Raw genomic sequence first — 25,701 nt, forward strand, 5'->3', positions numbered from 1 at the left:
AGGATGAATTTGCTTGCTTGCAGAGCTTGCTAAAGGCCAAGCGAAGAATGATTTAGGAGGGATAAAGATGCAGGTGCGTTCTACCCAAAAATCAGACCAAAATCAGGTCCTGGCGATTTATGATCGGGCTCGACAATTTCAACGAGAGTCCTTAGGACTCTATCAATGGCAAGATGGTTATCCAGATATTAAACAATTACAGGCTGATATGTCTGCCGGCGGATCCCGTGTCGTGGTAGCTGAAGAAAATGAATTTCCAGGTATCGAAGCCGGTGAAATTTTGGCCAGTTTCTTTATCCAACAAGGACCCGATCAAGTCTATTTACCTTTAAAGTCACATTGGGAAGATCCTGCTGAGATTGTGACGATTCATCGGATCGCTTCGGCGGGTCGGGTGCCTGGATTAGGGAAATTTATCTTTTCCTGGCTCAAACAACATTACCAGAATATTATGATTGATACCCACGACCAAAATCTGGTCATGAAGAAACTCTTGGCTCAATATCATTATAAGTATTTAGGTCAGGTAAGTATTCATGATGGTACTTTCCGGAATACTTATCAATATATCCAGGATAGCAGGAAAGAAGGGAAACCATGTTAAAGGATTATGATTTTAATCAATTGCCTGATACCTATGACGAACAATCGATTAAGGAATTGGGTCAGACGTTTGATCAATTACAGCGAGAATTACAAGCGGCCGAGATTCCAGTCCTCATTCTGCTAGATGGTTGGGAATCATCTGGGAAGGGTTATGTTCTCAAGGCCCTCACTCGAGAAATGGATCCGCGTTACGTTCGTGTTGAAGTCTATGAGCAAGAAACTAAACAAGAGAAGAAGCATCCTTCAGCTTGGCGCTATTGGCAGAAAATTCCAAGTAATCAAGAGATTGCCATCTATGATCGTAGTTTCTATTATCAAGTCTTTAATCATGAAGAGCCGGGTCCGGAATCGCTCCAACAAAAAACACAGGAACTCTTAGCCTTTGAACAAGCATTAATTGACGATGGTACCATCGTGCTGAAATTCTTCTTAAACATCAGCCATCACACTCAATTAGAGCGGATTAAAGCCTTAGAAGCTTCCAGTCAAGCAGACTTTCTCCTATCTAAAGAAGATTATAAGCAAGCTAAACACCATGATAAATATCTCAAATGGTTCGATCAAGTCTTGCAAGCCACCGATTTAGATCATAGTCCTTGGCGCATTATTAATGCTGAAGATAAGAAATTAGCGGCCAAAGAAATCTTAGGACAGACCATCACCACTATCCGTCAGGAGATGAAACGGGTCCTCGAGGATCGGGAAGAAAGTCAAGCGCCAAACCGAAATTATCAAAGTCACCCCCTAGAAGTTCCTCAAGAAGACTTAGAGCGAAAGTTATCCGAAGAAGAATACCAAAGGCAGAAAGAAGACTTACAAAAACAAGCGGCTGAATTAGTTTACCAATGTTATTGCCGCGATATTCCGATTGTTTTGGTCTTTGAAGGGGTGGATGCAGCTGGTAAGGGAGGCGCTATTAAACGGCTCACCCGTGAAATTGACCCTCGTTCATATAAGATTTATGGTATCAAAGCGCCCACTGAAGAAGAACTGGCCCATCATTACCTCTGGCGCTTTAAGACTAAGTTTCCTCAAGACGGCCTAATGAGTATCTTTGATCGATCATGGTATGGACGGGTTCTGGTAGAAAGAATCGAAGGATTTGCCAGTGAGAAGGAATGGGATCGGGCCTATCAAGAGATTAATCAGATGGAACAAATTTTAGTCGACCACGGAACGATTGTCTTGAAATATTTTCTATATATTGATAAGGAAGAGGAGGGGAGAAGATTTAAGGCTCGGCAAGACGAAGCCGCCAAGAATTATAAAATTACCGAAGAAGATTGGCGTAATCGCGAGAAGTGGGATGCGTACATGGTAGCGATGGAAGAGATGTTGACACGAACCAATCAAGACCAAGCTCCTTGGCATTTTATTGCGAGTAATGATAAATACTTTGCGCGAATTCAAGTCTTAACACAATTTGTCGATACGCTAGAACAACACTTGAAAGAAAAAATAGGAGGCAGAAGATGGAAATGAATAAAACCTTAATCAACCAAGTTGAAATGCCGGTTCCTGGCTTTGGAACTTGGAAACTCGCTGATGGACCGGTGGCATTTCAGGCAGTCACTGCTGCCCTGGAAGTAGGCTATCGTCATATCGACACGGCTCAAATCTATGGCAATGAAGAGAGTGTAGGACGGGCTATAAAAGAAAGTGGTCTCGACCGTCAAGAGATTTTCTTGACCACCAAGGTATGGAATAATCAACAAAGTTATGAGGATACACTTGCCTCAGTCGAAGAATCGTTAAATAAATTACAAACTTCCTATCTAGATTTGCTGTTAATTCACTGGCCTAATCCGATTGAATTACGGGAGAATGAAGCTTGGAAATTACGTAATACCGAAGTTTGGCGCGTCCTTGAAAGTTTGTATCAAGCCAAGAAAGTTCGGGCAATTGGCGTATCGAATTTCCAAATTAAACACTTAGAAGCCTTATTTGTTGGTGCCAGTATCAAACCGATGGTCAACCAAATTATCTTAACACCCGGTTTAAGTCAAGATTCTTTGGTGCAATTCTGTCGGGAACACGATATGCTTCTAGAAGCATATAGTCCCCTTGGCCAGGGTGAAATCTTTAAGCATGCTGCCATGATTGATTTAGCCAATAAGTATGATCGGACTGTCGGTCAAGTAGCCTTAAGATGGTCCTTCCAAAAAGGTTTTGTCCCCTTACCTCGTTCACAGAACCCTGACCATATTAGAGAAAACTTAAATATTTTTGATTTTGAACTTGATCCAGAAGATATGGAATTTTTAGATCAATTAACCGGGATTGCTCAAATGCAAGATCCAGATACCGCCAAATTTTAAACACAATAAATGAGAAAATATTAAATTAATATGAAAATATCTTGACACTTAGTAAGAAATAGATTAAGATAACCCTAATGAAAAGGAGATTGAATAAATTATGGCACATCGACAACAAACACTAAACTTATTAGTCATTATTAGCATTGTGATTAGATAGTGTTTGTATCCTCACAGATACAAACACGGTAAAACGAAAGTTTGTATCTATGAGGTGCTAATAATTTTGGTGTCCGCATAGATGAAATAATCTAGCGGCATCACAAAGCTTTTCGTGGCGGTTTTTATCGACCTCCGTTAGATGAATTCATCTAGCGGGGGTCTTTTTTTCATAGAATATCCGAGGAGGAATAGAAAATGATGTGTAGAAAGATGTTTGCTGCTTTATTAACGACCTTGTTGCTATTGAACCCTTTAAGTTCGTCAGTCGCTGCAGCTGAAGACACGGTGAAGATCGGTGGCAATTTCGAATTAACCGGCGGAGCGGCTTCTTATGGTACGCCAATGGATGAAGCCACTCAATTAGCTATTGAATTAAAGAATGCTGATGGCGGAATTAAAGGCAAGCAGATTGAATATATCCATTATGACAACAAATCAGATTTAACCGAAGCGACTTCTGTCGCCACTCGTTTGATTGATCAGGGGGTCCATGCCATTTTGGGACCGGCTCCCACCGGTGATGCCAAAGCTACTATTCCGGTAGTCAGTCAAGCTGGCTTACCAACCATCTTTCCTGCGGTGACGGGGAATGGTGTTACTTTAGACTCCTCGGGCAAAGTTTTGGACTGGATTTTTCGAGTGTGTTTTGAAGACCAATATCAAGGGAAAGCCGCGGGTGCCTATGTTGTCGACCAATTAGGCGCCAAGAAAGTAGCGATTCTGGTAGATCAAAGTTTGGATTATTCCCAAGGATTGGCTAAGGCTTTTCAAGCTGAATTTGAAGCCAAGGGGGGGCAAGTGGTTGCTCAAGAGGCCTATGCGAGTGGAGACACAGACTTCTCAGCGGTCTTGACTAGTTTATTAGTTCAAGATTTCGATGTGTTATATGTACCCGGTTATTATACTGAAATCGGCTTATTGATTAAACAAGCACGAGAAATGGGTCTCAATCAGGTAATCGTCGGTGGTGATGGACTCGCTTCGCCTACTCTGGTTGAATTAGCAGGAGCAGAGAATGTGAACGATCTGTATTATACTTCTCACTTCTCCAGCAATTCAGACTCGGCAGAAGTACAAGCTTTCTTAAAGGCTTATCAGGATAAATATGGTAAGGAACCAGATACTTTTGCAGCCTTAGCTTTTGATGCAGCCAATTTAATGATGGACGCCATGGAACGAGCAGATTCTTTGGACGCTAAAGATATTAAGCAGGCCCTCGAAGAGACCAAAGCGTTTACTGGCGTGACGGGGACCTTTGATATGGATCGTGATCATAACCCGATTAAACCTGCATTGATGTTGAAATTGACCAATGGCAAGGTCGAGGCAGTTGAAGAAGTTTTGGTGCAGTAGGAGAATCATTTATCGTTAACTGATAAGCATGGACATTAGAAAGGAAATCATCTATGCAGTTATTTATCCAACAAATCATTAATGGTATCGCGGTGGGGAGTATCTACGCTCTGATTGCCCTAGGCTATACCATGGTATATGGCACGATTCGTCTAATAAATTTCGCCCATGGGGAAGTTTTTATGTTAGGAGCCTTTCTGGGAGCCTATTTCATGATTCAATTAGGCTTGAATTTGTGGGTCAGCTTGCTCGCAGTCATGTTTGTCTGTGCCTGCATTGGGGTGAGCATAGAACGAATTGCCTATAAACCTTTGCGTCATTCTTCAAGAATTGCTGCCTTGATTACAGCGATTGGTGTATCCTACTTGCTGCAAAATCTGATGATTTATTTCTTTGGTCCGGAAGTTAAGGCCTTTCCAGCACCGATTAAGGTGACTGTCTATAAGATTTTTGGTCTCATCCTAACTTCTAAGCAAGTGCTAGTCTTTATCTTAACCATTGCTTTGATGCTAGCCCTCTATCTAATCGTTCATAAGACAAAAATGGGTCTAGCCATGCGAGCCTTGGCAGTGGACGAAGAGGCGGCTAAACTGATGGGGATTGATGTTGACCGGGTGATCTCCTTCACCTTTGCCTTAGGGTCGGCTTTAGCTGGGGCTGCAGGTGTCTTATTCGCCCTTTATTATAATTCTTTGTCACCACTCATGGGCACGGCTCCTGGCTTGAAAGCTTTTATCGCGTCAGTGGTTGGCGGTATCGGCAGTGTGAATGGAGCCATGGTGGGCGGTTATGTGATTGGTATTCTTGAAACAATTATGGTGTACTTTGGCATGTCGGCCTATAAAGATGCCCTAGTTTATCTCTTATTGATTTTAATTCTCTTGTTACTTCCAGCAGGGTTATTCGGCAAACAACTGAAAGAGAAAGTTTAGGTGGTAGAAATGCAAGATAGATATTATAGAAATATGATCTGGCTGGGAATATCTCTGCTGGCGTTCGTGATCCTAGCCAGTTTGATTCATTTAGGGTGGCTGAACGCTTACCATCGAATTAGTCTAATTACTATTATGTTGAACATTATCTATGCCAGTGGTTTGAATCTAGTATTAGGTGTGGCGGGACAATTTTCCTTAGGTCATGCTGGCTTTATTGCTATCGGTGCTTATGCTTCGGCTATTGCTAGTACAAGGTTGAATTTAGGCCCTGTCCCTGCTTGGTTAGTCGGCCTGGCGATCGGAATGTGTTTAGCGGTCCTCTTAGCTTTACTGGTGGGAATTCCTACCTTACGTTTAAAGGGAGACTATCTGGCGATTGCGACTTTGGGGATTAGTGAAGTGATTCGTATCGTCATCAATAATCAACAAGGCTTAACCAATGGTCCTGCTGGAATTAGTGGCATCCCTCGAGTAGTCGATTGGTGGCTAGTATATATAGTGATGGTCTTGTGCCTCACCTTAGTTCTAAATTATACCTTCAGTCCAGCTGGTCGAGTCACCCGAGCATTGAACCAAGATGAAGTGGCTGCAGAAGCTATGGGTGTGAACATTACTAAGTATAAGGTGCTAGCTTTCGTCATTGCCGCAGCTACAGCTGCCATGGGTGGAGCTTTGCAAGCCAATTATTTGGGTATTGTCACCCCCAGTGATTATTCATTCAATCGGTCGATTGATATATTAATTATTGTCGTTTTTGGTGGCATGGGAAGTTTCTCTGGCACCATCCTAGCTGCTATTGTACTGGGTTTACTCAACTTAGCCTTACAAGATTTCGGTCAGTTAAGAATGATTATCTATGCATTGGCTATGATTTTAATTATGATTTTTCGACCTAGCGGATTATTAGGAACTAAGGAAATTAACCCAGCACATTATCTGCTGAATCATTTAAAGAAACCCATTAGAAAAGAGGTCGGCTAAATGTTATTAGAAGTCAAATCATTAAGCAAAAATTTTGGGGGCTTGACGGCAGTTTCGAATATATCTCTAGCCATTGATCACCACGAATTAATCGGTTTGATCGGTCCAAATGGGGCGGGTAAGACGACTTTTTTCAATCTTTTAACCGGTGTCTACCGGCCGACATCGGGTCAAATCACTTTCTATCCCGAAGGAAAGCCAATTGATATTCAGGGCAAAAAGCCCAATATAATCAATCAAAAGGGCATGGCTCGAACCTTCCAGAACATTCGATTGTTTAAAGACCAAACCGTCCTCGATAATATTAAAGTTGCGATGAACCATAAGCAGGGCGCCAGTGTCTGGGATAGTTTGTGGCGGACTCAACGATATTATCAGCAAGAGGACTTGGTTGAAGAACAAGCGCTGAAGTTGTTAGCCATCTTTGATCTCGATCAGCACGCCATGCTACCAGCACGCAATCTAGCCTATGGTCAACAAAGAAAATTAGAAATTGCTCGGGCCTTAGCGACTCAGCCTAAGTTACTCTTTTTAGATGAACCGGCGGCCGGTATGAATCCGAAAGAAACGGAAGAATTAATGAGCTTGATCGACACCATTCGTCAGCGTTTCGCTTTAACGATTGTCTTAATTGAACATGATATGTCTTTGGTCATGAAACTCTGTGAACGCATTTATGTCTTAGAATATGGCCAACTGATTGCTCAAGGAAGTCCGCAAGAAATTAAAGAGAATCCTAGGGTAATTCAAGCTTATCTGGGAGGTGACGTCTGATGCTAGAAGTCAGTCAATTATCGGTCAATTATGGCATGATTAAGGCAGTCAAAGAAGTCAGTTTCCAAGTCCATCCAGGTGAAATTATTAGTTTAATTGGAGCGAATGGGGCGGGCAAAACAACCATCTTAAATACTTTATCGGGTCTGATTAAAGCCAGTCAGGGTCACATCCGCTTTGAAGGACAAGATCTGAGTCGCTTATCGGCTAAGCAGATTGTCCAAGCAGGTTTAGTTCAAGTTCCAGAAGGACGGCGTGTCTTTCGGGAATTGACCGTCAAGGAAAATCTGCTTATGGGAGCTTATTTAAGAAAAGACAAGAGCGCCTTGGCTCAGGATTTAAAAGTAGTCTATCAGCGTTTTCCCATCTTAGAGGAGCGTCTGAACCAAGATGCCTCAACCTTATCCGGGGGTGAGCAGCAGATGTTAGCCATGGGACGTGCTCTGATGAGTCGACCCAAATTATTACTATTAGATGAGCCATCGATGGGACTAGCTCCTTTATTTATTCAAGAAGTGTTTCAAATTATTCAAGATATTCAAAATCAGGGGACGACGGTCCTATTAATTGAGCAGAATGCCCGCCAAGCTTTAAAAATTTCCAATCGAGCCTATGTGTTAGAAACGGGTAAAGTGGTTCTATCAGGTAGTGGCCAAGAATTGCTAGCTGATCCCAAAGTTCAAGCAGCCTATTTAGGAGGTTAGAGATGTTTGTAAAAGATTATATGAGTCGAGATCTAATCACGGTCGAACCAAGGACTAGTATTAGCCAAGCTCAAGATTTAATGCAAAAGTATCAGATTAATCGTTTGCCCGTCATGGCTGAAGGTAAATTGATTGGCTTAGTGACCAAAGAGAGTCTAGCCAAATTAATGCCTTCCGAGGCAACCAGCTTATCAGTCTATGAACTAAATTATTTATTAAGTAAGTTAACCTGTAAAGATGCTATGGAACGTCAGGTCAAATGTGTAAGCGAGCAATGCTTACTTACCGAAGCGGCGGCTTTGATGCGTGACTTAAATATTGGCGTTCTCTTAGTCGTAGACCAAGAAGAATTATTGGGATTAATTACCGATAAAGATATCTTCAAGGCTTTCATTGATATTAGTGGTTATGATCAGCCCGGTGTGACTCTCGTTCTAGAATTAAATCAAGATCGTCAGGGTGTGATTGAAGAATTGGGAGATGCATTGGTCGAAGTGGATGAGAACCTCAGTCACCTGGTGGTCTATCCTCAGTCGGATGGCAGCTTGCGTCTAGTCTTACAACTTGATCGAGGCCATAGTGACGCCTTTGTTCAAGCCGTCAAGGCAAAAGGCTATCAAATCCATGGTATTTATGAATCATAGACTTGGGTAATCAATCGTTTGCCCACAAAAATAGGCAACCCTTCTTCCCGAATAAGAAGCGTGGTTGCCTATTTACTAGTTTAATAATTTATTAGAGTAAGTCCTCGATGTCTTTAGCAATTTGTTGAGGAGAGAAGGTAGGTGGGTAACGTTTCACCACTTGACCTTGCCGATTGAGCAGAAATTTAGTGAAATTCCATTTGATACTGCCGTTCAAGAAGCCAGACCGTTCTTGTTTTAACCATTGATAGATTGGGACTGTTTCTTGACCATTGATCTGAACCCGTTCGTTGATTGGAAAACTCACCCCAAAGTCGCGTTGACATTGACTTTGCATCTCTTGATTAGCTAAGGGTTCTTGATGAAATTGATCGCTAGGAAAGGCCAAAACAACAAAGTCATCTTGCCGGTAAGTTTGATAAAGCGTTTCTAATTCACGTAGCTGGCCATTTAAGCCACATTGACTGGCAGTATTCACAATTAAGATGACATAATTATTATAATCATTGAGTGAATAGGGGCGACCGTCACTATATTTAAGCTCGAAATTAGGCAAAGGCATGTTGTCTATTATTCCTCCGTTAGATTGACATTGTGGAAGACATTCTGAACATCTTCATCATCTTCGAGAGCATCGATTAATTTCTCAAATTGGGCTTGGTCTTCTGGACTTAGGTTAACTTCGTTTTGGGCGATCATTTCTAATTCAGCCACCGCAAATTTTTCAATGCCCATCGATTCAAGACTTTCACGAATAGCATTAAAGGCAGCTGGTTCGCCATAAATGACTACGGATTGGTCTTCTTGAATCACATCTCGTACATCAACGTTGGCTTCAAGTAAGCCCATCATAATGCTTTCGGCATCTTGATCTTCAACCACAAAGACAGCGGTATTATCGAACATATAAGAAGCTGAACCGGCCACACCCATATTGCCACCATTTTTATTAAAAATAGAACGAAGGTTACCAGCAGTTCGATTAACATTATTGGTCAAGGCATCGACAATAATCATTGAACCATTCGGACCGAACCCTTCATAACGGAGCTCATCGTAGTGTTCATCGTCGCCACCTTTGGCTTTCTCAATTGCCCGTTCAATAATATGACGGGGGACATCGTATGTTTTAGCGCGTTCAATGGCAAATTTTAATTTTTGGTTACTTTCGGGGTCTGGTTCACCAGAACGTGCAGCAGCATAGATTTCGATACCAAATTTAGCATTTTTGGCTGAAGTATCGCGATCTTTGTTGGCTTTTTTCTCTTTAATATTCATCCATTTACGACCCATTATTTTCACTTCACTTTCCTAAATATATAGGCTTATTATACATAAAAATATGGAATAAGTGAAATAGGCCTGGTAATTTTTTCGACAGTGAAAGCAAAAAAACGATCATTTTGGCTAAGAAATTGGATGAAAAGGAAAAACATTTTTGACAAGTGGGTTACAAGTCTGTATAATATTGTCAGTTATGAGCTATCTTTAAACGTGTTCGAGAAACATGAAAGTTACCATAAATGATATTTTTCCTGGGCAAAGGCACAGGAACCATAATTATTTGAGGCACTTCAAGGGATCCGCACGTTTAGGCGGATCTTTTTTTGTATCAATTTATAAAGGAGATGAAGCATGGACGCAAAGAAACCAATAATTGCCCTGGATTTTCAAGAATTAGATCAACTTGAGCATTTCTTAGATCAATTCTCAGAAGCTTTAAATGTAAAGATTGGCATGGAATTATATTACACCACGGGTTTAACCATGATTGAGAAGTTACAAGAGCGAGGCCATGATATCTTCTTAGACTTGAAGCTCCATGATATCCCTAATACTGTCAAATGGGCGATGAAGACCCTGGCGAAACAAGGGGTGGCCATGGTCAATGTCCACGCTCTAGGTGGCAAAGCGATGATGGAAGCGGCCCATAAAGGTTTAGGTAAAGGTACTCCTGCCGGCAAAAAGCGTCCCGTACTCTTAGCGGTGACCCAGCTGACTTCGACCAGTGCCGATCAATTAGCCAACGAACAACAAGTTTCAGTTAGTATGGAAGAATCTGTACGTCATCTTGCCGAGCTTACCCAAGCTGCTGGTTTAGATGGGGTCGTTTGTTCGCCATTAGAAGCCAAGGCGATTAAAGAACAACTGGGTCAAGACTTTCTTACAGTGACTCCAGGGATTCGTCTGGAAAAAGGAGCCGACGATGATCAACAGCGGGTGGCGACGCCTTATGAAGCAGCCCTAAACGGTTGTGATTATATTGTCGTTGGTCGGCCAATCACTCAAGCTGACAATCCCGTCGCAGCTTATCGTAAAATCTGTCAAAGTTGGCAAGAAGGATTAAAGGAGAAAGGAAGATTGTATGAATAATAGCGCTCAGCGAGCTGCTGAAATTTTAATGACGATCGAAGCTGTTTGTTTGAATCCACAAGAGCCCTATACCTGGGCTTCTGGCTTACGTTCGCCGATTTATACCGACAATCGTCTCATTATGTCTTATCCTAAAGAACGTCAAGAAATTGAACATCTCTTAGCCCAAGCGATTCAAACCCATTACCCAGAAGTTGAAATGATTGCTGGGACTGCTACGGCGGGCATTCCTCATGCCGCTTTTGTCGCTGCAGAGATGGATTTACCGATGATTTATGTCAGATCTTCGGCCAAAGACCATGGCAAGGGCCAAGCCATCGAAGGTCGATTGGATCCTGGAGCCAAGGTTGTCTTAATTGAAGATTTGGTTTCTACCGGGCGTTCGGTCTTAAATGCGGCTCAACAGATTCGTCAAGCAGGTGGTCAAGTGCTTGGCGTGATGTCAATTTTTAATTATCAATTGAAACGAGGCTATCAGGCCTTCGCTGAAGCAGACTTAAGTTTACATTCCTTAACCGATTATTCAACCTTGTTACAAGTAGCGAGTCAAGATGCTGAAATTAAAGCCTATTATGATTCGCTCAATGAATGGTATCAAGACCCTCAAGCTTGGTCAGACAAACACGCTTAAAAATTAATATTAATAAAGAATGCCGAGAGCATTCATTAAGGAGAATAAAAATGGAAAAAATAAACAAAAATGACCGACGAGCCCTGATTACTGCGATTGTTGGATCAGGACTAGATGATTTAAATGTCATGTTTTTAGCTTTCTCAATGTCATCGATTGTTGCTCAATTAGGGATTAGCCAAACTCAAGGGGGCTGGATTGCCACCTTTACCAACTTTGGTATGTTGGCTGGCGGATTAATTTTTGGCGTATTGGCCGACCGTTATAATAAATATCGGGTCTTCAAATGGACCATTGCTATTTTCTCAATCGCCACGGCCTTAATTTTCTTCACGCCTAATATTTCTTATCTCTATCTGATGCGCTTCTTAGCCGGGGTAGGCGTCGGTGGTGAATACGGTGTGGCTATTGCTATCATGGCTGGCATTGTTCCACCCGAAAGAATGGGCCGGATTTCAGCCTTTAATGGCATTGCGGGTCAAGTCGGTTCGATTGCTTCAGCAATCTTAGCTGCATTTGTGGCTCCGGTCTTTGGCTGGCGCGGTCTATTCTTAATGGGACTACTGCCGCTTGTCTTAGTGGCTTACATGCACTTCGCCATTGATGCTGATAAGGTATCTAATCACCGAGTGGCCAAAGACGTCACCGTGAAACCAAGTATTGCTGAACTCTTTGCCAGTCCAACCTTAGCTTACCAGACACTCGCCCTGATGTTGATGACGACGGTACAAATTGCCGGTTATTTTGGCATGATGAACTGGCTGCCAACGATTATGCAAGAGTCCTTAAATATCTCGATTAAGAATTCATCGACGTGGATGATCGCCACTATTATTGGAATGTGTTTGGGCATGTTAGTCTTCGGTCAAATTCTTGATAAACTTGGACCAAGACTAGCTTATGGTATCTTCTTATTAATGTCTGCGGGATCAGTCTTTCTTTTCCAATTTGCTAATTCAGCCATGACCATGTTACTGGGCGGTATGATTGTTGGTTTCTTCGTCAATGGTATGTTCTCTGGTTATGGCGCGATGACCAGTCGTTTGTATGCTGGGCGAATTCACTCGATTGCTAACAATGTAATCTTGAATGTTGGCCGGGCCGTAGGTGGTTTCTCCTCAGTAATTATCGGTATGATCTTGGATCACTATTCAACGGGGATGGTTATGGTCTTCTTAGCGAGTTTATATCTTGTTTCCTTTGTAGTCATGCTAACTATTCCTAACTTACAAAAGGATCGCTACCAAGCCTTGATAAATTATGATGGGGTAGAAGGATCCGCCTTAGTAGAGATTTAAGCTTAGAAGATAAGTGAATCAAATGTTCTGTAGGGAGTCGAGCTTTCGACTCTCTAATTTTTTTCTTATAAAAGGATTGACAGGGGGGAATTCTATGACCCATAATGAATGCATTAATTGTTTGAGGAAGGTAAGCGATGAATCAAGATAATAAAATGGGTTTCTGGAGCCTTATGGGTTTGATTATCACCACCATTATTGGCTCAGGAATCTTTAACCTAAGTAAAGAGATGGCTACAGTGGCCTCACAAGCTGGAGTGATGATTGGCTGGTTAATCACTGGCGTTGGCATGGGCTGTTTAGCTCTGGCTATGCAAGAAGTCAGTCGGCGGCGACCCGATTTAGAATCAGGAATCTTTAATTATGCCCGAGCTGGTTTCGGTGAATATATTGGCTTTAATTCAGCTTGGGGCTACTGGATCTCTTCTTTAATTAAGAATGCAGCCTACGGTACGCTAATTTTCTCGGCCTTATCATATTTCTTTCCTTATTTTGAGGATGGTCAGAATCTATATTCATTTATCGGCGCTTCCTTGCTGTTATGGTTGATTCATGGCTTGATTTCTCAAGGTGTGCGTCAGGCAGAATTAGTCAATGCTATTATTTTGTTGGCCAAATTGGCTCCGATTATCATCTTTTTAATTCTGGCTTTGACTGCTTTTCGTTTCGATTTATTTCAAGTTGATTTTTGGGGTCAGCTGCATCAGAATATCCAGTTGGGTTCGCTCAGTCAACAGGTTAAGGAAACCATGTTAGTGTCAGTCTTTTCTTTTATCGGTTTAGAGAGTGCCGTCGCTTTTTCAGGGAAAGCGCAAGACCAAAGACAGGTCGGGACGGCGACGGTGCTAGCATTTTGTTCGGTGACCTTGATTTATGCTGCGGTTACTATTTTGTCTTTTGGTATTTTGAGTCGGGAAGAAATTGTTCAATTGCCTAATCCCTCATTGGCCTATTTGATGGAAGCCTTGATTGGTCGTCCAGGGGCTATCTTTGTAAATATTGGTGTAATTTTTTCAATTTTTGGTGCTTGGTTCTCTTCTACTTTGTTGAATGAAGAAGTGGTTTATCAGGCAGCCCATTTGGGACTCTTCCCAGCTTATTTTGATCAACGCAATCAGCGCTTGATATCGATGCGGTCATTGACGGTATCTAATGGCTTGATTCAACTGCTTTTCCTCAGCTTTTTGTTGATTCCTAATGCTTATTCAAATTTAACCAAGCTATCTTCAGCCTCGATTCTCTTTTCTTATACGTGTATGGCTTTGTATTTAGTCAAATTGAATGCAAAGCAGACTAAAGCTAGCGGTCAAACTAAGACGAGCTCCTTGATTGCCTGGGTAGCCAGTATTTATATGATTTGGTTGATCTATGCTTCTGGGCGGACCTATTTGATCTTAAGCTTATTATTACTATTTCCTGGTAGTCTGCTTTATATGGGGTTGCAATGGCAGCAGGGTCGCAAAGTGTTTAAAACTTACGAATGGATCATTTTTATCATTCTGACTTTTGGTTTTTGTTATAGTTTGGCCCAATTGATATAGCGTTGAAGCTCGTAAATAGGTCTAGGTTCGCTAATTTAATGTTAAGAAAGGAGCATGTTGGCTTGCGTCAAGTGTGGATGAAGTTCGTCTCATTCTGTCGAGACTACTGGCCCTCTACTTCATTGTATCTCTGGGTCAATGCCTATTTAATCTTCCAACTATTGGCTCTGATAATTCAGCCAGCTTCAGTGAGTTTTCTGGCTTTAAATCCTCAAGGGAATCTAAGTGTTTTCCTATTATTTTATCTGTTGATCGTCGTTGGTTTGCTAATCCTCCATAAAATAAAAGCCTATTCTCAGGAGTCGGTCTTTAAAGTTTTAATCATAATATACGCCTTGAGCCTTTCATTTTTGACGCAGGCTATCCTGATTGAGTTGGGTTTAATATTGATATTATCGATAGTCTTAGCCCATCAGCCAAACCTTCATCAAGCTACCAGTCAAGTATTAGTTCTTGGGATAGGTGGAATAGGTTTTCGTCTGATTTATCTAGCGTTACAAGTCAATCAAAGTCAGTTAGATAAATTTTCCTTAGAGGCTAATGACCCAAGATTGGCCTTTATTTTCAAACTGGCCGTAATCTTATTGATCTTTGCTTGGTTTTCTTATCTGTTACTGCGCAATAAGAAGGGGCTGGAGCATCAGCTAAACCGACCCGCTGGACTAAAGCTAATTCGTTTGGTCACTTATCTGATAATAAGCCTAGTGGTAGTTACGGTGAGCATTTGGCTAGTCAGTAAAGAGGGTTCGCTGAGTTTTGGTAGCTTCGATAAGGGAATTTTTAGTCAGATGTATGCCAATATGGCTAAGGGTCTAGGTCCAGTTACGACTTTAGAACGGGATCGCTGGCTCAGTCATTTTGCCGTGCATATTTCACCGATTTACTATCTTTTACTGCCAATCTATAAGTTATGGCCAAGTCCCGCGACCTTAGAGTGGTTACAAGTCTTAGTGACTTTCTCAGCTCTGATTCCCTTTAAACGGATTGTAAATAAATTAAGTCTGCCTCCGCTAGCCCAAGTATTATTGCCTTTATTACTCTTATTTGCGCCTTTATTAACCAGTGGCCATAGCTATGGCTTTCATGAGAATTGCTTTCTACCGCTGGTTTTGTTTTGGTTAATCGCTTTATTATTAGAAGGTAGAACGGGCTGGGCCTTTGTGGCCACGATCGTCTGCTTACTCATTAAAGAAGATGCCATGCTCTATGTGCTGGCAATAGGTTTGTATTTTGCTTGGGAGGAAGGCCAAAAAGGACGCTGGACCAAAGTCAAATGGCTCTTCTTAGGACAAATTCTATTTCCGCTAATTTACTTTACAGCCTGCCTGTATTATCTAGCCCATTATGGCGATGGGCCGATGGTCAGTCGTTTCTCCAATTATATGCTGGCTGGCGAGAATGGATTATTCGCAGTCATCAAGAATATCTTGTTGAACCCTGCTTATACTTTGGCTTCTTTGTTTAGCCAGGAAAAATTGACCTATCTCTTGCTGATTTTATTGAGTCAGGCATTCCTACCAATCATTCAGCGCGATTGGCATAGTTATTTCCTCTGGCTTCCTTTGATTGGGATTAATTTATTGAGTGATTATCCTTATCAAGTAGATCCTGGTTTCCAATATCATTACGGGTCGACTAGCTTATTATTATTCTTAAGCGTGCGATCCTTAGCCCAGATGTATCAAGGTTCTAAATCAGCGAAAGCCTGGACCTTGACCTTGGTTGCGCTTTTTGCTTCTTTGGCTCTTTGGTTTCAAGGCAGTCAGGCTCTGCGTGACCATTATGCGGCTTATCAAGATAACCGAGCCAACCATCAAGTGGTGATTGAGGATTTGAAACGGGTGGATACGGATAAGAAAATACTGGCTTATAGTCATTACACGACGCATTTAAGTCAGGCTTCTTATTTATATGATATTTTTTACCATCGGCAAGGAGAAGTGGATGAGGAGATTGATTTGTTAGTCTTTCCGCGGCAGCTTTTACAGGCTGATAAGAAAGAATCAGAGGTTATTCGTAAATATTTAGCGGCTGGATATACGTTGAGTCCTTTATCTAGTGAGCGGGTGTTGATTTATCAGAAGCCATCTTAATCGAGAAATCTGTTTTTATGCAAAATATTTCGAATCTAGAATACGGGCAAGAGACCGTCCTTCAAAGCGAAGGCTTTTCCGGACTAGATCCACTAGACAATGACTAAGCGACCAGTCGCAAAGTCATTGTAAGCTACGTGGATCTTCTTCAATCTTGCTAGTATTCTAGATTCGGAATATTTTTTTTGCTTCATACTAAAAGTTATTGGTAACTATAACCAAGCCATACTAGACCTTAAAGTTTTTGTATTTTCTTAACTATATTTTAACCGATTGGGTATCGTCTTCCGCTTATTCAGATAAGCGCCAGACTTACTTTAGGCCTCACTTCCCCCAAAGCCAGAGGCTTCAAGAGACTGATGTGAGTAAAGTATGCTGATCTGCTGGGTTAGATAGCCCTGACAGAGCTGAGGATGATAGAATATTTTTGTGAAGAAAAGTTAAGTGCAAATTAAACCAATCCGAACCTGGTCTTGATGAAGAGTTAGGTTCGGATTTTTAAATACATTTATTTACTTTATTCTAGATATCAGGTGGTAAACAAGCTACTATATTTATAAAGTCCTTATATATTGATTGATTTCTGATAGGGACCATGAAGGCAAGCATTGGTCGACGATTAGCTTGCTTGGGCTGCAATTTTTCGCTGACCGTGCCACAGGAGGTAGAAGAGCAAAGCTGAGAGTAGAGCCGCTATGGGCATTAAGTAGATTGAACGTTGGAAGCCCCAGTGGTCGGTAGTCCAACCTACCGCTTGATTGTAAATCATCGAACCTAAAGAATTAAAGGTCAGTATCTGTCCGGTAATCTTAGCAATATCATGGTGAAAGATTTCTGAGATGAGGACGACAGCAGTCGGAAAGACAATAGAATAGCATAGGCCTGCCAAGCTAATCAGATAATAAGCCGGGCCACCAATCATTAAGCCAAGAATCACGCAGCTAGCTCCACTTACGCAAGCGATAATTAAACTAGGAAAAGCGCCTAGCCGGTCCACCAATGGCCCGCCAAAGAAACGGCCTAAGGCTAACGCCAGAAAGAAAAGGGAAATATATTGTCCAGCTTGACTTTCGGCCATATCCTGAGTCACATGCAGATAATCGACCAACCAATTACCTAAACCTATTTCAGCGAAGATATACAAGCCCATAGCCAAGGTTAGTAAATAAAAGCGTCGATCACGATAAGGATGAGAACTTAGCTGAGGGTCATCCAATTCGGGTAAAGCCACTTGAGGATATTGAGCCTTGCGACTGGCCAGCGATAATATGATTAGAGGGAGAGCTAGACTGATGAAAATCTGTGGGTAGTGAAATCCCTGGCCTAAGGCCAAGGCAGCCAAACTTTGGCCCATGGTGGCTCCTAATCCATACATGAAGTGCAGACGGTTGACCGTTTTGCTTTTGGATTCTATAGCTAAGAGGGGAATGGCACTATTTAGAATCACACCATTTAATGCCAGGCCGATATTCAGTAAGACCATGCCAATAATAAAGAACAGAAAGTCTGGTGCCCAGGCCATTTCCAGGCAGGAAATGAGCATAAGCCATAGGGCGAGTAATTCAATCCGGCGCTGACCCCAGCGATTGACAAGATTACCAGCGAAGAAAGTAGCCATAATATAGGCAATACTGGCGCTTGTAAGCATGTAAGAAATATCAGTCGCACTGAGCCAGAATCTAGTCCGCAGTTGGGGAATAATAATCCCCTTGATATTCTCGGTGACCGAGGCCAAGAACATCACACAAAATAGTGTCATCATTGTTTTTCGTCGTTGACTGAGTGACATGGCTGATTCTCCTTCAATTTGCTTCATCTGTCCTATTGTAGCACGTTCTCAGTGAAGTGACGAGTCAACTTTCAACTTAGCAAATCATTAATCTGTTTTTATTTATCCATCAAAGCCTAATCTTGTCATCGTATCCATAATCATTTTTGTTCAACCCTCCACATTGATTTATTATGTTGACATTTCTTGGCAGAAAAGTTAGGCTTGTTTCTTGTCAAGATTGCCTCTTGATTGAGAATATTATAGAAGAACTTGACCAGACTTATTGAGACATTTTACTGTATTCTTATTGATTTTATGCTATGATATCTGTTGGTGTAAAAAAGAAACTAAAGGGAGGACCTCCATGATAAATGTATCCAACATCAGCTTACAATTTTCAGATCGCAAGCTTTTTGATGATGTAAATATCACCTTCTCGCCTGGAAATTGTTACGGTGTCATTGGCGCTAATGGGGCAGGGAAATCAACTTTTCTAAAAATTTTATCCGGTGATGTGACACCGACAACGGGAACCGTCACGATGGATCCCAATGAACGCCTCGCTGTATTGAGCCAGGATCACTATGGTTTTGAAGATTCAAAAGTCTTAGAGACAGTCATGATGGGACATAAAGAATTATATAATGTCATGAAAGAGAAGGATGCCATTTATCTTAAAGAGGATTTCTCCGAAGAAGATGGGCTACGTGCCGGTGAATTAGAAGCTAAATTCGCTGAAATGGGGGGCTGGGAAGCTGAAGCTGAGGCCTCAGATATGCTACAAGGTTTAGGGATTCCGACTTCCATGCATGATCAATATATGCGTGAATTAGGTGAAGCAGACAAGATCAAGGTCCTATTAGCTCAGGCTCTATTCGGTAAGCCCGATAATCTTCTGCTAGACGAGCCGACCAATGGGTTGGATGCACGGGCGGTATCTTGGTTGAGTGACTTTATCTTGAACTTCCCCAATACCGTGATTGTAGTTTCTCACGACCGCCATTTCCTAAATACAGTATGTACCCATATGGCTGACGTTGATTTTGGTAAAATCAAACTCTTTGTCGGTAACTATGATTTTTGGTTACAATCCAGTCAACTGGCTGCGAAGATGGCTGCCGATCAAAATGCGAAGAAAGAAGAAAAGATTAAAGAATTACAAGCCTTTATTGCTCGCTTCTCGGCCAATGCTTCGAAATCTAAACAAGCAACTTCGAGAAAGAAATTATTAGACAAGATTACTTTAGACGATATTCAATCTTCTTCCCGACGTTACCCATATGTTGGCTTTGAACCCGAGCGCGAGATTGGCAATGACCTCTTGCGTGTTGAAGGTCTGTCCAAGACCATCGACGGGGTTAAACTATTCGATAATTTAACCTTTACCCTACAGAGAACGGATAAGGTAGCCTTTCTAAGTCGCAATGATTTAGCCATGTCTGCGTTGTTCGATATCTTAATGGGGCGGATGGAAGCGGATCAGGGTAGTTTCGAGTGGGGGGTTACGACCAAACAAACCTACTTACCTCGTAATGCTAGCGATGAATTTGGCGACAGTTCTTTATCGATTGTCGATTGGTTAGCCCAATTCGCTAGTAAAGAGGAACAGGATCAAACTTTCTTGCGGTCCTTCTTGGGACGCATGCTCTTCTCAGGGGATGATGTCAAGAAGTCCGTTCAGGTTCTCTCTGGGGGCGAGAAGGTCCGGACCATTCTTTCCAAGATGATGTTATCTAAGGCTAATGTTTTAATTTTAGATCAACCAACTAATCACTTAGATTTGGAGTCAATTACTTCATTGAACGAAGGGCTGATTAAATTCAAAGGTGCCATCCTCATGGCTTCACACGACTATGAAGTTCTGAATACGACCTGTAATCGGGTCATTGAATTAACCCCTAAAGGAGCCTTCGATCACATTAATACTAAGTACGAAGATTATGTTAATAATCCAGAAATTCAAGACAGACTTAACCAATTATATGAAGGTTAAGGATGATTTAAAGGAGTTTTATAAATAATGGAACTATTCGATTATGAGAACGTCCAACTGATTCCCAATAAATGTATTGTTCATTCGCGGTCTGAATGTGATACCCGCGTTAAATTTGGTCCGCGGACATTCAAAATTCCGGTGGTGCCAGCCAATATGCAAACAGTGATTAATGAAGAATTAGCGGTTTGGTTTGCTGAGAATGACTATTTCTACATTATGCACCGCTTTGATGAAGCAGCGCGCAAACCATTCATCCAAAAGATGCACGACAAGGGTCTATTTGCCTCCATCTCAATTGGAATTAAACCCCATGAATTTGATTTCGTTCGTGAACTGGCCGATGAGAAGATTATCCCCGAATATATCACCATCGATGTGGCCCATGGACATTCTGAAGATGTGATGGATATGATTCGCTTCATTAAAGAATATCTGCCAGAAAGTTTCCTTATTGCAGGAAATGTGGCTACGCCAGAAGCCGTGCGCGACTTAGAATATGCTGGAGCCGATGCCACTAAAGTGGGAGTTGGCCCAGGTCGCGTATGTATTACCAAGTTAAAGACCGGCTTTGGTACAGCGGGTTGGCAATTGGCTGCCATTCGGAATTGTGCTAAATCAGCAAGTAAGCCAATTATCTGTGATGGGGGGATCCGTCAACATGGGGACATTGCTAAGTCCATTCGTTTTGGCGCTACGATGGTCATGATTGGTTCTCTGTTGGCTGCCCATATTGAAAGTCCGGGGAGCTCTCGTGAAGTGGACGGACAACTCTTTAAAGAATACTTTGGTTCAGCTTCCGAATATCAAAAAGGAACCCGCAAGAACGTTGAAGGTAAGATTGAGTTAATTCCAACACGAGGTCATCTGGCTGATACCTTGATTGAGATGCAGCAAGATTTACAATCTTCAATTTCCTATGCTGGTGGGAATAAATTGGCTGATTTACGCAAAGTAGATTATGTCATCGTCCGTAATTCAATCTTCAATGGGGATTATTAAGCATTAAAACTAATATTTCGAGTGGAGTTTGGTCGTTAGACTAAGCTCTGCTCGTTTTTTTATCGAAATCATAATGATTTAGGATTTTCCCTATCTAGCCAAATAAATAAGACCTAAGTTCAAGCAATGATTGCTCGAGCTTAGGTCATATTTATTGGGGATGTATCTCAATTAGCGGAAACGACGAAGAATCCGATCAAACCAAGATTTCTTTTCTTGTTTCTTCTCTTGGGTTTTATTAAGTTCGGCTTGCATTTGGTTAGCGTATTCCATCATCTTATCGTGACTATTTAGCTGAACTTTAGTCCGATCTGGACGGATGTATTCGCCTGTCATCTGTAATTCGCGAGCCTTCATAGTATCATTCAATTGAGCATCAAGAATTTCAATGATTTGTCGTTTAATCTTCTCGTCGAGAATTGGGAATTCGATTTCGACCCGGTTCACCATGTTTCGAGTCATCATATCCGCTGAGGACAAGAACAAGTGACCTTCATTATTCCGGTTAAAGTAATAGATCCGCGGATGTTCAAGGAAGCGACCGACAATACTGCGGACTTGAATATTTTCGGAGATGCCTGGAATCCCTGGCTTCAAGCAACAAATTCCCCGTACAATCAGTTCGACTTTCACACCGGCTTGACTGGCTTGATAGAGTTTCTTAATTAATGGTTTATCGGTTAGTGAGTTCATCTTAGCAACAATGCGACCGTTCTGATAAGCTTTATGGAAGTCAATTTCTTCTTCGATAAAGTCCATCAATGAATCACGAATGGCGAAAGGACTCACATGCAAATGGGTGTAATGGGGTCGGTCGGTATAACCACTCAGATAATTAAAGAATTTAGTAGCATCGTCACCAATTTGCGGATTGGCGGTGAAAACGCCCATATCGGTATAGATTTTGGCCGTCTTGTCATTATAATTCCCAGTTCCTAAGTGGACATAACGACGAATTTGGTTGCCTTCCTTGCGGATTACCATGGTAATTTTGCTGTGGGTCTTTAATTCAGAGACGCCATAGAGAACGTGACAGCCTGCTTCTTCCAATTCCCGTGCCCAATAGACGTTATTAGATTCGTCAAAACGAGCCTTTAATTCGACCAAGACGGTAACTTCTTTACCATTGTCAGCTGCTTTCTTTAAGGCAGCAATAATTGGCGAATTTTTGGATACGCGATACAAGGTTTGTTTAATAGATACCGTTTGAGGATCTTCGGCAGCATGTTGGACAAAGGAAACCACCGGATCGAATGACATATAAGGTGGATGAATAAAGACATCATGCTTGGCAATTTCTTGATAAAGTTTCTCACCAAGATGATTCGGATTCAGATAAGGGGTGAACGGCGGATAAAGTTCTTCCGGATGGTCTTCGCCAATCAGATCATGCAGACCAAAGAGGAAGGTTAAATCGAGTGGCCCATTAATCAGATACATGGCCCGATCTTCGACTTCCAGTGTTTCTTTCAGATAATTACCAGCGACTTTGCGTTCTTCTGGTAGATAACTAGTATCAATCTCAATGCGGATAGCTCGACCATTCTTCCGTTGTTTAATATAATCTTCAATCAGAATTAATAAGTCGGCTGCATCGTCTTCAATAATATCGAAATCAGCATTTCGGGTAATACGGAAAGGATAGGCATAATTAATAGTCATGCCATCGAAGAGCACATCAAGGAAATGAATAATCAAATCTTCAATCAATACGACGGTCTTGGTTGATCCAATCTGGAAGACTTTATAATGACCTAATAAAGCAGGAATGGGCACAATCGCATAACGATCCGTTGTCTTAATATTGCCTTTCTTACTCGTCCGTGATTCGGTCAAGTTCACCAGAATATTAATCACCTTGTTATTTAAATGAGGGAATGGCCGGTAAGCATCGACTCCTAAAGGTGAAAGGGTGGGTTGGACGAAGTTCTTAAAGTAAAGGGTTGCTTCAGCCATCTCATCTGCTGTCAGTTGTTTCATAGATTTGATTTCATAACCTAAGGGAATGATTTTCTCCTTGAGTTCATGATATCGTTCGTATTGAATGCGGACGTTCTCGTGATTTTTCTCAGAGATGGCGCTGAGTAGTTGGTCAGGGGACATCATGGTCTTAGTTTCTGCTAATTCTATGCCGGCGGCTAATTGGTCATAAACTCCAGCGACACGCACCATGAAGAATTCGTCCAAATTGGAGCTAGCAATCGCTAAGAAATTCAATTGTTCCAGAATCGGATTTTCTGGATCTAAGGCCTCTTCAATCACACGATAATTAAAGTCTAACCAGGAAAGTTCACGATTAAAATAAAGACTAGGATCTTCAAAAGCTTCTTCCAAAGACTGATTAAGGTTAGGTTCTTTGATTTGTTCGGTTAAATTATCCGCGTTCATGCTGATACTCCTTTATTTTTATTATGGTTCTTGTTGAATAAAATTAAGAGCGACCTGGGCATTGAGACTACGTTCAATATGCTTCTTGTGACGTTGGGTTCGGTACTGTTCTGCTAAGACTGGACGATCATGATAGATCTTAAGTTCAAGTTGATCATCCTTAACCCGTTCAAGTTTCAGTTGATTAATTGGGTTGGTCTTCGAATCATTTAAGGCAGCAGCGAATTTAATTAAGCCCCCCATGGCAATCATTAGATCAACTTCTTCTGGACTTAACCAATCAGCGAAATCCTCTAAGAATTGCATGAGTAAGGAACGGTTCTTATAACTAGCTAAGAGAGCAAGACGTAAGCGACGTTTATGGGTAAATCCGAGCAGATTCATATTGGAAATTAAGTAGAAAGTGTGGTGAGAATCGGCTTCACTACTAATGAAAGCTCCGACTCGATAGAGATAAGCTGCGAATTCTAATTCGACATGTTGTTCATAATCGTATTCAAAGATACCTAGACGACAAGCTTGTAAATAGAGATTAATGGTAAAATCAACCCTTAAGTAGGCGCCGAAATCATTCATCGGCAGATTGCGCATCAGTTGTTGGACCGTGCGTACGCGAATCTGTTGATTATCGAGTGGCATATTGTAGGTGGTATTAATATGGTAAAGGATAATCCCCTCCCGAATCCCTTGACTTGAAATTAACATTTCAGGGGCTCTGATGACATTCATTAACTCGAGGAAAGCTAGGTTGGCTGGAACAATGATATCGACTCGGTCATTAGAGAGTCCATCGATATCAGATAAATTCTCTGCTTCGGTCTCTAGGAATAAATTCAAAGTTGTTAATAAGTTGTCATTGGTCATTGGATAGCCATGAAGACCGGCCATCGGGTAAGCCGTCATCCGCTGGTGGACATTGGCCACGTTCCGGGCAGAACCCCCGATAGCAATCAGTGGTAACTTACTTTTCTTTAACCAAGGAAGACTCTTGAAAGCATCTTTTAAGAAGGCGCTGGTCTTATCAATGGCTTTACGGTCATTGTGACTTTTGCCATCAAAGAAGCGATCTTTCAGGCTAACGGTTCCGAAGGGGAAACTATGGTAAGCAACCATCTCTTTATCTTTAAAGAGCGTCACTTCGGTACTCGCCCCGCCCATATCAATGGTAATCGCATCGTGGACGTTCATAGTATAGTTTACTGCGTATTGACCATATTCAGCTTCTTGTTGTTCACTTAAGAGTTCAACCTGGATGCCGGTGGCTTGATCAATCGCTGCAAGAATTTCTTTTTGGTTGCGGGATTGACGAATGGCCGCGGTAGCCATGGCTTTGACTGTGTCCACTTGGAAGCGGCGCATCACTTGTTTAAAGCTATTCAAGGTCATAATGACCCGGTCAATACCAGCTTGGTCGAGTATGGTTTGGCCTTTTTTCTCATGGAGGAATTCGGCCAAACGGGCTGGTGTTTTTACATTGTGGAGTTCTTCAATATCAAAGTAACGGTTGATTCCATAAATTACCAGACGGATGGTATTGGAACCTATATCAATAATAGCGAGTCTTTCTGTGTGCATGGCATCCCTTTCTAAGACTGGTTAATATAATCAGCTAAGACATCAATGAGTGCTTGGCTGGAACCAACAATTTGCCCTTTTTGTTTGATGAGTCCTACCGTATAAAGATTAATATAGGAGAATTGGGACTCGGCAATTTCTTTCAGGGCAGCAATCTTCTGCGGATGTTCAGCACCTTGTTGACGAGAGTCTGTATACAGTCCAATAATTGGAATACCTGCCTGGAAGGCAATCCCAATCTCGGAGGCCACGCCAGGATCGATTACTAAGCCGTCTAAGACAGCGATCATTAAGTCACTATCTAAGACCGCTTGGGTATCAGCTTGGGCAATCATAACAGAATCAGCAAAGGCTTGTTTATCGTTAATCGATTCAACTTCTTGCGGTAGGTGAACCTGAAGTTGAGGATAATGTTGTAAAATTAAATCTTTAACATATCGGTTATAAGCCAATTCACCTTCACTAAATAAGGGACTGGCAAAATAGATTTTAGTCATAGGGCACTCCTTCATCACTAATCTACTTGTATTATAACCATTGGCCCCTAGGGACTCAACAC

At 41.8% G+C, this 25,701-nt stretch carries 22 protein-coding genes; 16 read left to right on the plus strand and 6 right to left on the minus strand.

The features are described 5' to 3' along the window. Positions 1-67: 67 nt before the first annotated feature. The 9 genes from M0R79_RS01165 to M0R79_RS01205 all read left to right on the plus strand — a co-directional run bounded on the left by M0R79_RS01165 (position 68) and on the right by M0R79_RS01205 (position 8,477). A complete protein-coding gene (locus M0R79_RS01165) occupies positions 68-604 on the plus strand; it encodes a hypothetical protein (RefSeq protein ID WP_248416776.1) in 537 nt (178 codons plus the stop codon). Beyond that, positions 598-2,088, plus strand: coding sequence for a phosphate:AMP phosphotransferase (locus M0R79_RS01170; protein ID WP_248416775.1), 1,491 nt, complete (start codon positions 598-600; stop codon positions 2,086-2,088). The genes M0R79_RS01165 and M0R79_RS01170 overlap by 7 nt, the downstream gene beginning before the upstream one ends. Further along, positions 2,085-2,924: an aldo/keto reductase gene (locus M0R79_RS01175; protein ID WP_375163572.1), complete on the plus strand. Its 840-nt coding sequence runs from the start codon at positions 2,085-2,087 to the stop codon at positions 2,922-2,924. The genes M0R79_RS01170 and M0R79_RS01175 overlap by 4 nt, the downstream gene beginning before the upstream one ends. A 357-nt stretch (positions 2,925-3,281) precedes the next feature. After that, entirely contained in the window at positions 3,282-4,439 is a 1,158-nt protein-coding gene (locus M0R79_RS01180; RefSeq protein WP_248416773.1) for an ABC transporter substrate-binding protein, read from the plus strand. A gap of 53 nt (positions 4,440-4,492) precedes the next feature. Further along, on the plus strand, positions 4,493-5,371 hold the full coding sequence (locus tag M0R79_RS01185) for a branched-chain amino acid ABC transporter permease (RefSeq protein ID WP_248416772.1): 879 nt from the start codon (positions 4,493-4,495) through the stop codon (positions 5,369-5,371). Between the two features lie 9 nt (positions 5,372-5,380). Continuing rightward, the gene (locus M0R79_RS01190) at positions 5,381-6,355 is read left to right on the plus strand and encodes a branched-chain amino acid ABC transporter permease (protein WP_248416771.1); all 975 of its coding nucleotides are present in this window, start codon (positions 5,381-5,383) and stop codon (positions 6,353-6,355) included. Next, positions 6,356-7,129 (plus strand): ABC transporter ATP-binding protein, encoded by a 774-nt coding sequence (locus tag M0R79_RS01195; RefSeq protein ID WP_248416770.1) that lies wholly within the window; start codon positions 6,356-6,358, stop codon positions 7,127-7,129. After that, entirely contained in the window at positions 7,129-7,833 is a 705-nt protein-coding gene (locus M0R79_RS01200) for an ABC transporter ATP-binding protein (RefSeq protein ID WP_248416769.1), read from the plus strand. Before M0R79_RS01195 ends, M0R79_RS01200 begins: the two co-directional genes overlap by 1 nt. 2 nt (positions 7,834-7,835) lie before the next feature. After that, positions 7,836-8,477, plus strand: coding sequence for a CBS domain-containing protein (locus M0R79_RS01205; RefSeq protein ID WP_248416768.1), 642 nt, complete (start codon positions 7,836-7,838; stop codon positions 8,475-8,477). 91 nt (positions 8,478-8,568) lie between these two features. On the opposite strand, the gene M0R79_RS01210 is transcribed toward M0R79_RS01205, so the two are convergent. Next, positions 8,569-9,039, minus strand: a complete 471-nt coding sequence (locus M0R79_RS01210; protein ID WP_248416767.1) for a glutathione peroxidase — start codon at positions 9,037-9,039, stop codon at positions 8,569-8,571. 8 nt (positions 9,040-9,047) lie between these two features. Next, entirely contained in the window at positions 9,048-9,770 is a 723-nt protein-coding gene (locus M0R79_RS01215; RefSeq protein ID WP_248416766.1) for a YebC/PmpR family DNA-binding transcriptional regulator, read from the minus strand. Between the two features lie 342 nt (positions 9,771-10,112). Between M0R79_RS01215 and pyrF the strand changes: the two genes are divergently transcribed. From pyrF to M0R79_RS01240, 5 genes are all read left to right on the plus strand, one after another. Next, the gene (pyrF, locus tag M0R79_RS01220) at positions 10,113-10,850 is read left to right on the plus strand and encodes an orotidine-5'-phosphate decarboxylase (RefSeq protein WP_248416765.1); all 738 of its coding nucleotides are present in this window, start codon (positions 10,113-10,115) and stop codon (positions 10,848-10,850) included. Beyond that, a complete protein-coding gene (pyrE, locus tag M0R79_RS01225; RefSeq protein ID WP_248416764.1) occupies positions 10,843-11,481 on the plus strand; it encodes an orotate phosphoribosyltransferase in 639 nt (212 codons plus the stop codon). Before pyrF ends, pyrE begins: the two co-directional genes overlap by 8 nt. 50 nt (positions 11,482-11,531) lie before the next feature. Continuing rightward, on the plus strand, positions 11,532-12,779 hold the full coding sequence (locus M0R79_RS01230) for an MFS transporter (protein ID WP_248416763.1): 1,248 nt from the start codon (positions 11,532-11,534) through the stop codon (positions 12,777-12,779). Between the two features lie 137 nt (positions 12,780-12,916). Further along, complete coding sequence (locus M0R79_RS01235; RefSeq protein ID WP_248416762.1) at positions 12,917-14,320, plus strand: basic amino acid/polyamine antiporter; 1,404 nt, start codon at positions 12,917-12,919, stop codon at positions 14,318-14,320. Positions 14,321-14,391: 71 nt separating this feature from the next. Continuing rightward, entirely contained in the window at positions 14,392-16,413 is a 2,022-nt protein-coding gene (locus tag M0R79_RS01240) for a DUF2079 domain-containing protein (RefSeq protein ID WP_248417162.1), read from the plus strand. A gap of 619 nt (positions 16,414-17,032) precedes the next feature. Here M0R79_RS01240 and M0R79_RS01245 read toward each other — a convergent pair. Beyond that, positions 17,033-18,229, minus strand: coding sequence for an MFS transporter (locus M0R79_RS01245; protein ID WP_248416761.1), 1,197 nt, complete (start codon positions 18,227-18,229; stop codon positions 17,033-17,035). Positions 18,230-18,548: 319 nt separating this feature from the next. On the opposite strand from M0R79_RS01245, the gene M0R79_RS01250 reads away from it, so the two are divergent. Next, positions 18,549-20,177 (plus strand): ABC-F family ATP-binding cassette domain-containing protein, encoded by a 1,629-nt coding sequence (locus tag M0R79_RS01250; RefSeq protein ID WP_248416760.1) that lies wholly within the window; start codon positions 18,549-18,551, stop codon positions 20,175-20,177. Between the two features lie 27 nt (positions 20,178-20,204). Then, on the plus strand, positions 20,205-21,179 hold the full coding sequence (locus M0R79_RS01255) for a GMP reductase (RefSeq protein ID WP_092571426.1): 975 nt from the start codon (positions 20,205-20,207) through the stop codon (positions 21,177-21,179). 171 nt (positions 21,180-21,350) lie between these two features. Here M0R79_RS01255 and M0R79_RS01260 read toward each other — a convergent pair whose 3' ends face one another. Genes M0R79_RS01260 through M0R79_RS01270 form a run of 3 tightly spaced genes read right to left on the minus strand, consistent with a single transcriptional unit; the run spans position 21,351 to position 25,639 of the window. Further along, the gene (locus M0R79_RS01260; protein ID WP_248416759.1) at positions 21,351-23,567 is read right to left on the minus strand and encodes an RNA degradosome polyphosphate kinase; all 2,217 of its coding nucleotides are present in this window, start codon (positions 23,565-23,567) and stop codon (positions 21,351-21,353) included. 21 nt (positions 23,568-23,588) lie between these two features. Then, positions 23,589-25,142, minus strand: coding sequence for a Ppx/GppA family phosphatase (locus M0R79_RS01265; RefSeq protein WP_248416758.1), 1,554 nt, complete (start codon positions 25,140-25,142; stop codon positions 23,589-23,591). Between the two features lie 11 nt (positions 25,143-25,153). Next, positions 25,154-25,639 (minus strand): nucleoside 2-deoxyribosyltransferase, encoded by a 486-nt coding sequence (locus M0R79_RS01270; protein WP_248416757.1) that lies wholly within the window; start codon positions 25,637-25,639, stop codon positions 25,154-25,156. Positions 25,640-25,701: the final 62 nt, after the last annotated feature.

It is taken from the genome of Ignavigranum ruoffiae (assembly GCF_023195815.2).
Classification (GTDB): domain Bacteria; phylum Bacillota; class Bacilli; order Lactobacillales; family Aerococcaceae; genus Ignavigranum; species Ignavigranum ruoffiae.

Coding starts and splice junctions, on each gene's coding strand:
- M0R79_RS01165 (WP_248416776.1), top strand. CDS start 68: ATGCAGGTGCGTTCTACCCAAAAATCAGACCAAAATCAGGTCCTGGCG.
- M0R79_RS01170 (WP_248416775.1), top strand. CDS start 598: ATGTTAAAGGATTATGATTTTAATCAATTGCCTGATACCTATGACGAA.
- M0R79_RS01175 (WP_375163572.1), top strand. CDS start 2,085: ATGAATAAAACCTTAATCAACCAAGTTGAAATGCCGGTTCCTGGCTTT.
- M0R79_RS01180 (WP_248416773.1), top strand. CDS start 3,282: ATGATGTGTAGAAAGATGTTTGCTGCTTTATTAACGACCTTGTTGCTA.
- M0R79_RS01185 (WP_248416772.1), top strand. CDS start 4,493: ATGCAGTTATTTATCCAACAAATCATTAATGGTATCGCGGTGGGGAGT.
- M0R79_RS01190 (WP_248416771.1), top strand. CDS start 5,381: ATGCAAGATAGATATTATAGAAATATGATCTGGCTGGGAATATCTCTG.
- M0R79_RS01195 (WP_248416770.1), top strand. CDS start 6,356: ATGTTATTAGAAGTCAAATCATTAAGCAAAAATTTTGGGGGCTTGACG.
- M0R79_RS01200 (WP_248416769.1), top strand. CDS start 7,129: ATGCTAGAAGTCAGTCAATTATCGGTCAATTATGGCATGATTAAGGCA.
- M0R79_RS01205 (WP_248416768.1), top strand. CDS start 7,836: ATGTTTGTAAAAGATTATATGAGTCGAGATCTAATCACGGTCGAACCA.
- M0R79_RS01210 (WP_248416767.1), bottom strand. CDS start 9,039: ATGCCTTTGCCTAATTTCGAGCTTAAATATAGTGACGGTCGCCCCTAT.
- M0R79_RS01215 (WP_248416766.1), bottom strand. CDS start 9,770: ATGGGTCGTAAATGGATGAATATTAAAGAGAAAAAAGCCAACAAAGAT.
- pyrF (WP_248416765.1), top strand. CDS start 10,113: ATGGACGCAAAGAAACCAATAATTGCCCTGGATTTTCAAGAATTAGAT.
- pyrE (WP_248416764.1), top strand. CDS start 10,843: ATGAATAATAGCGCTCAGCGAGCTGCTGAAATTTTAATGACGATCGAA.
- M0R79_RS01230 (WP_248416763.1), top strand. CDS start 11,532: ATGGAAAAAATAAACAAAAATGACCGACGAGCCCTGATTACTGCGATT.
- M0R79_RS01235 (WP_248416762.1), top strand. CDS start 12,917: ATGAATCAAGATAATAAAATGGGTTTCTGGAGCCTTATGGGTTTGATT.
- M0R79_RS01245 (WP_248416761.1), bottom strand. CDS start 18,229: ATGAAGCAAATTGAAGGAGAATCAGCCATGTCACTCAGTCAACGACGA.
- M0R79_RS01250 (WP_248416760.1), top strand. CDS start 18,549: ATGATAAATGTATCCAACATCAGCTTACAATTTTCAGATCGCAAGCTT.
- M0R79_RS01255 (WP_092571426.1), top strand. CDS start 20,205: ATGGAACTATTCGATTATGAGAACGTCCAACTGATTCCCAATAAATGT.
- M0R79_RS01260 (WP_248416759.1), bottom strand. CDS start 23,567: ATGAACGCGGATAATTTAACCGAACAAATCAAAGAACCTAACCTTAAT.
- M0R79_RS01265 (WP_248416758.1), bottom strand. CDS start 25,142: ATGCACACAGAAAGACTCGCTATTATTGATATAGGTTCCAATACCATC.
- M0R79_RS01270 (WP_248416757.1), bottom strand. CDS start 25,639: ATGACTAAAATCTATTTTGCCAGTCCCTTATTTAGTGAAGGTGAATTG.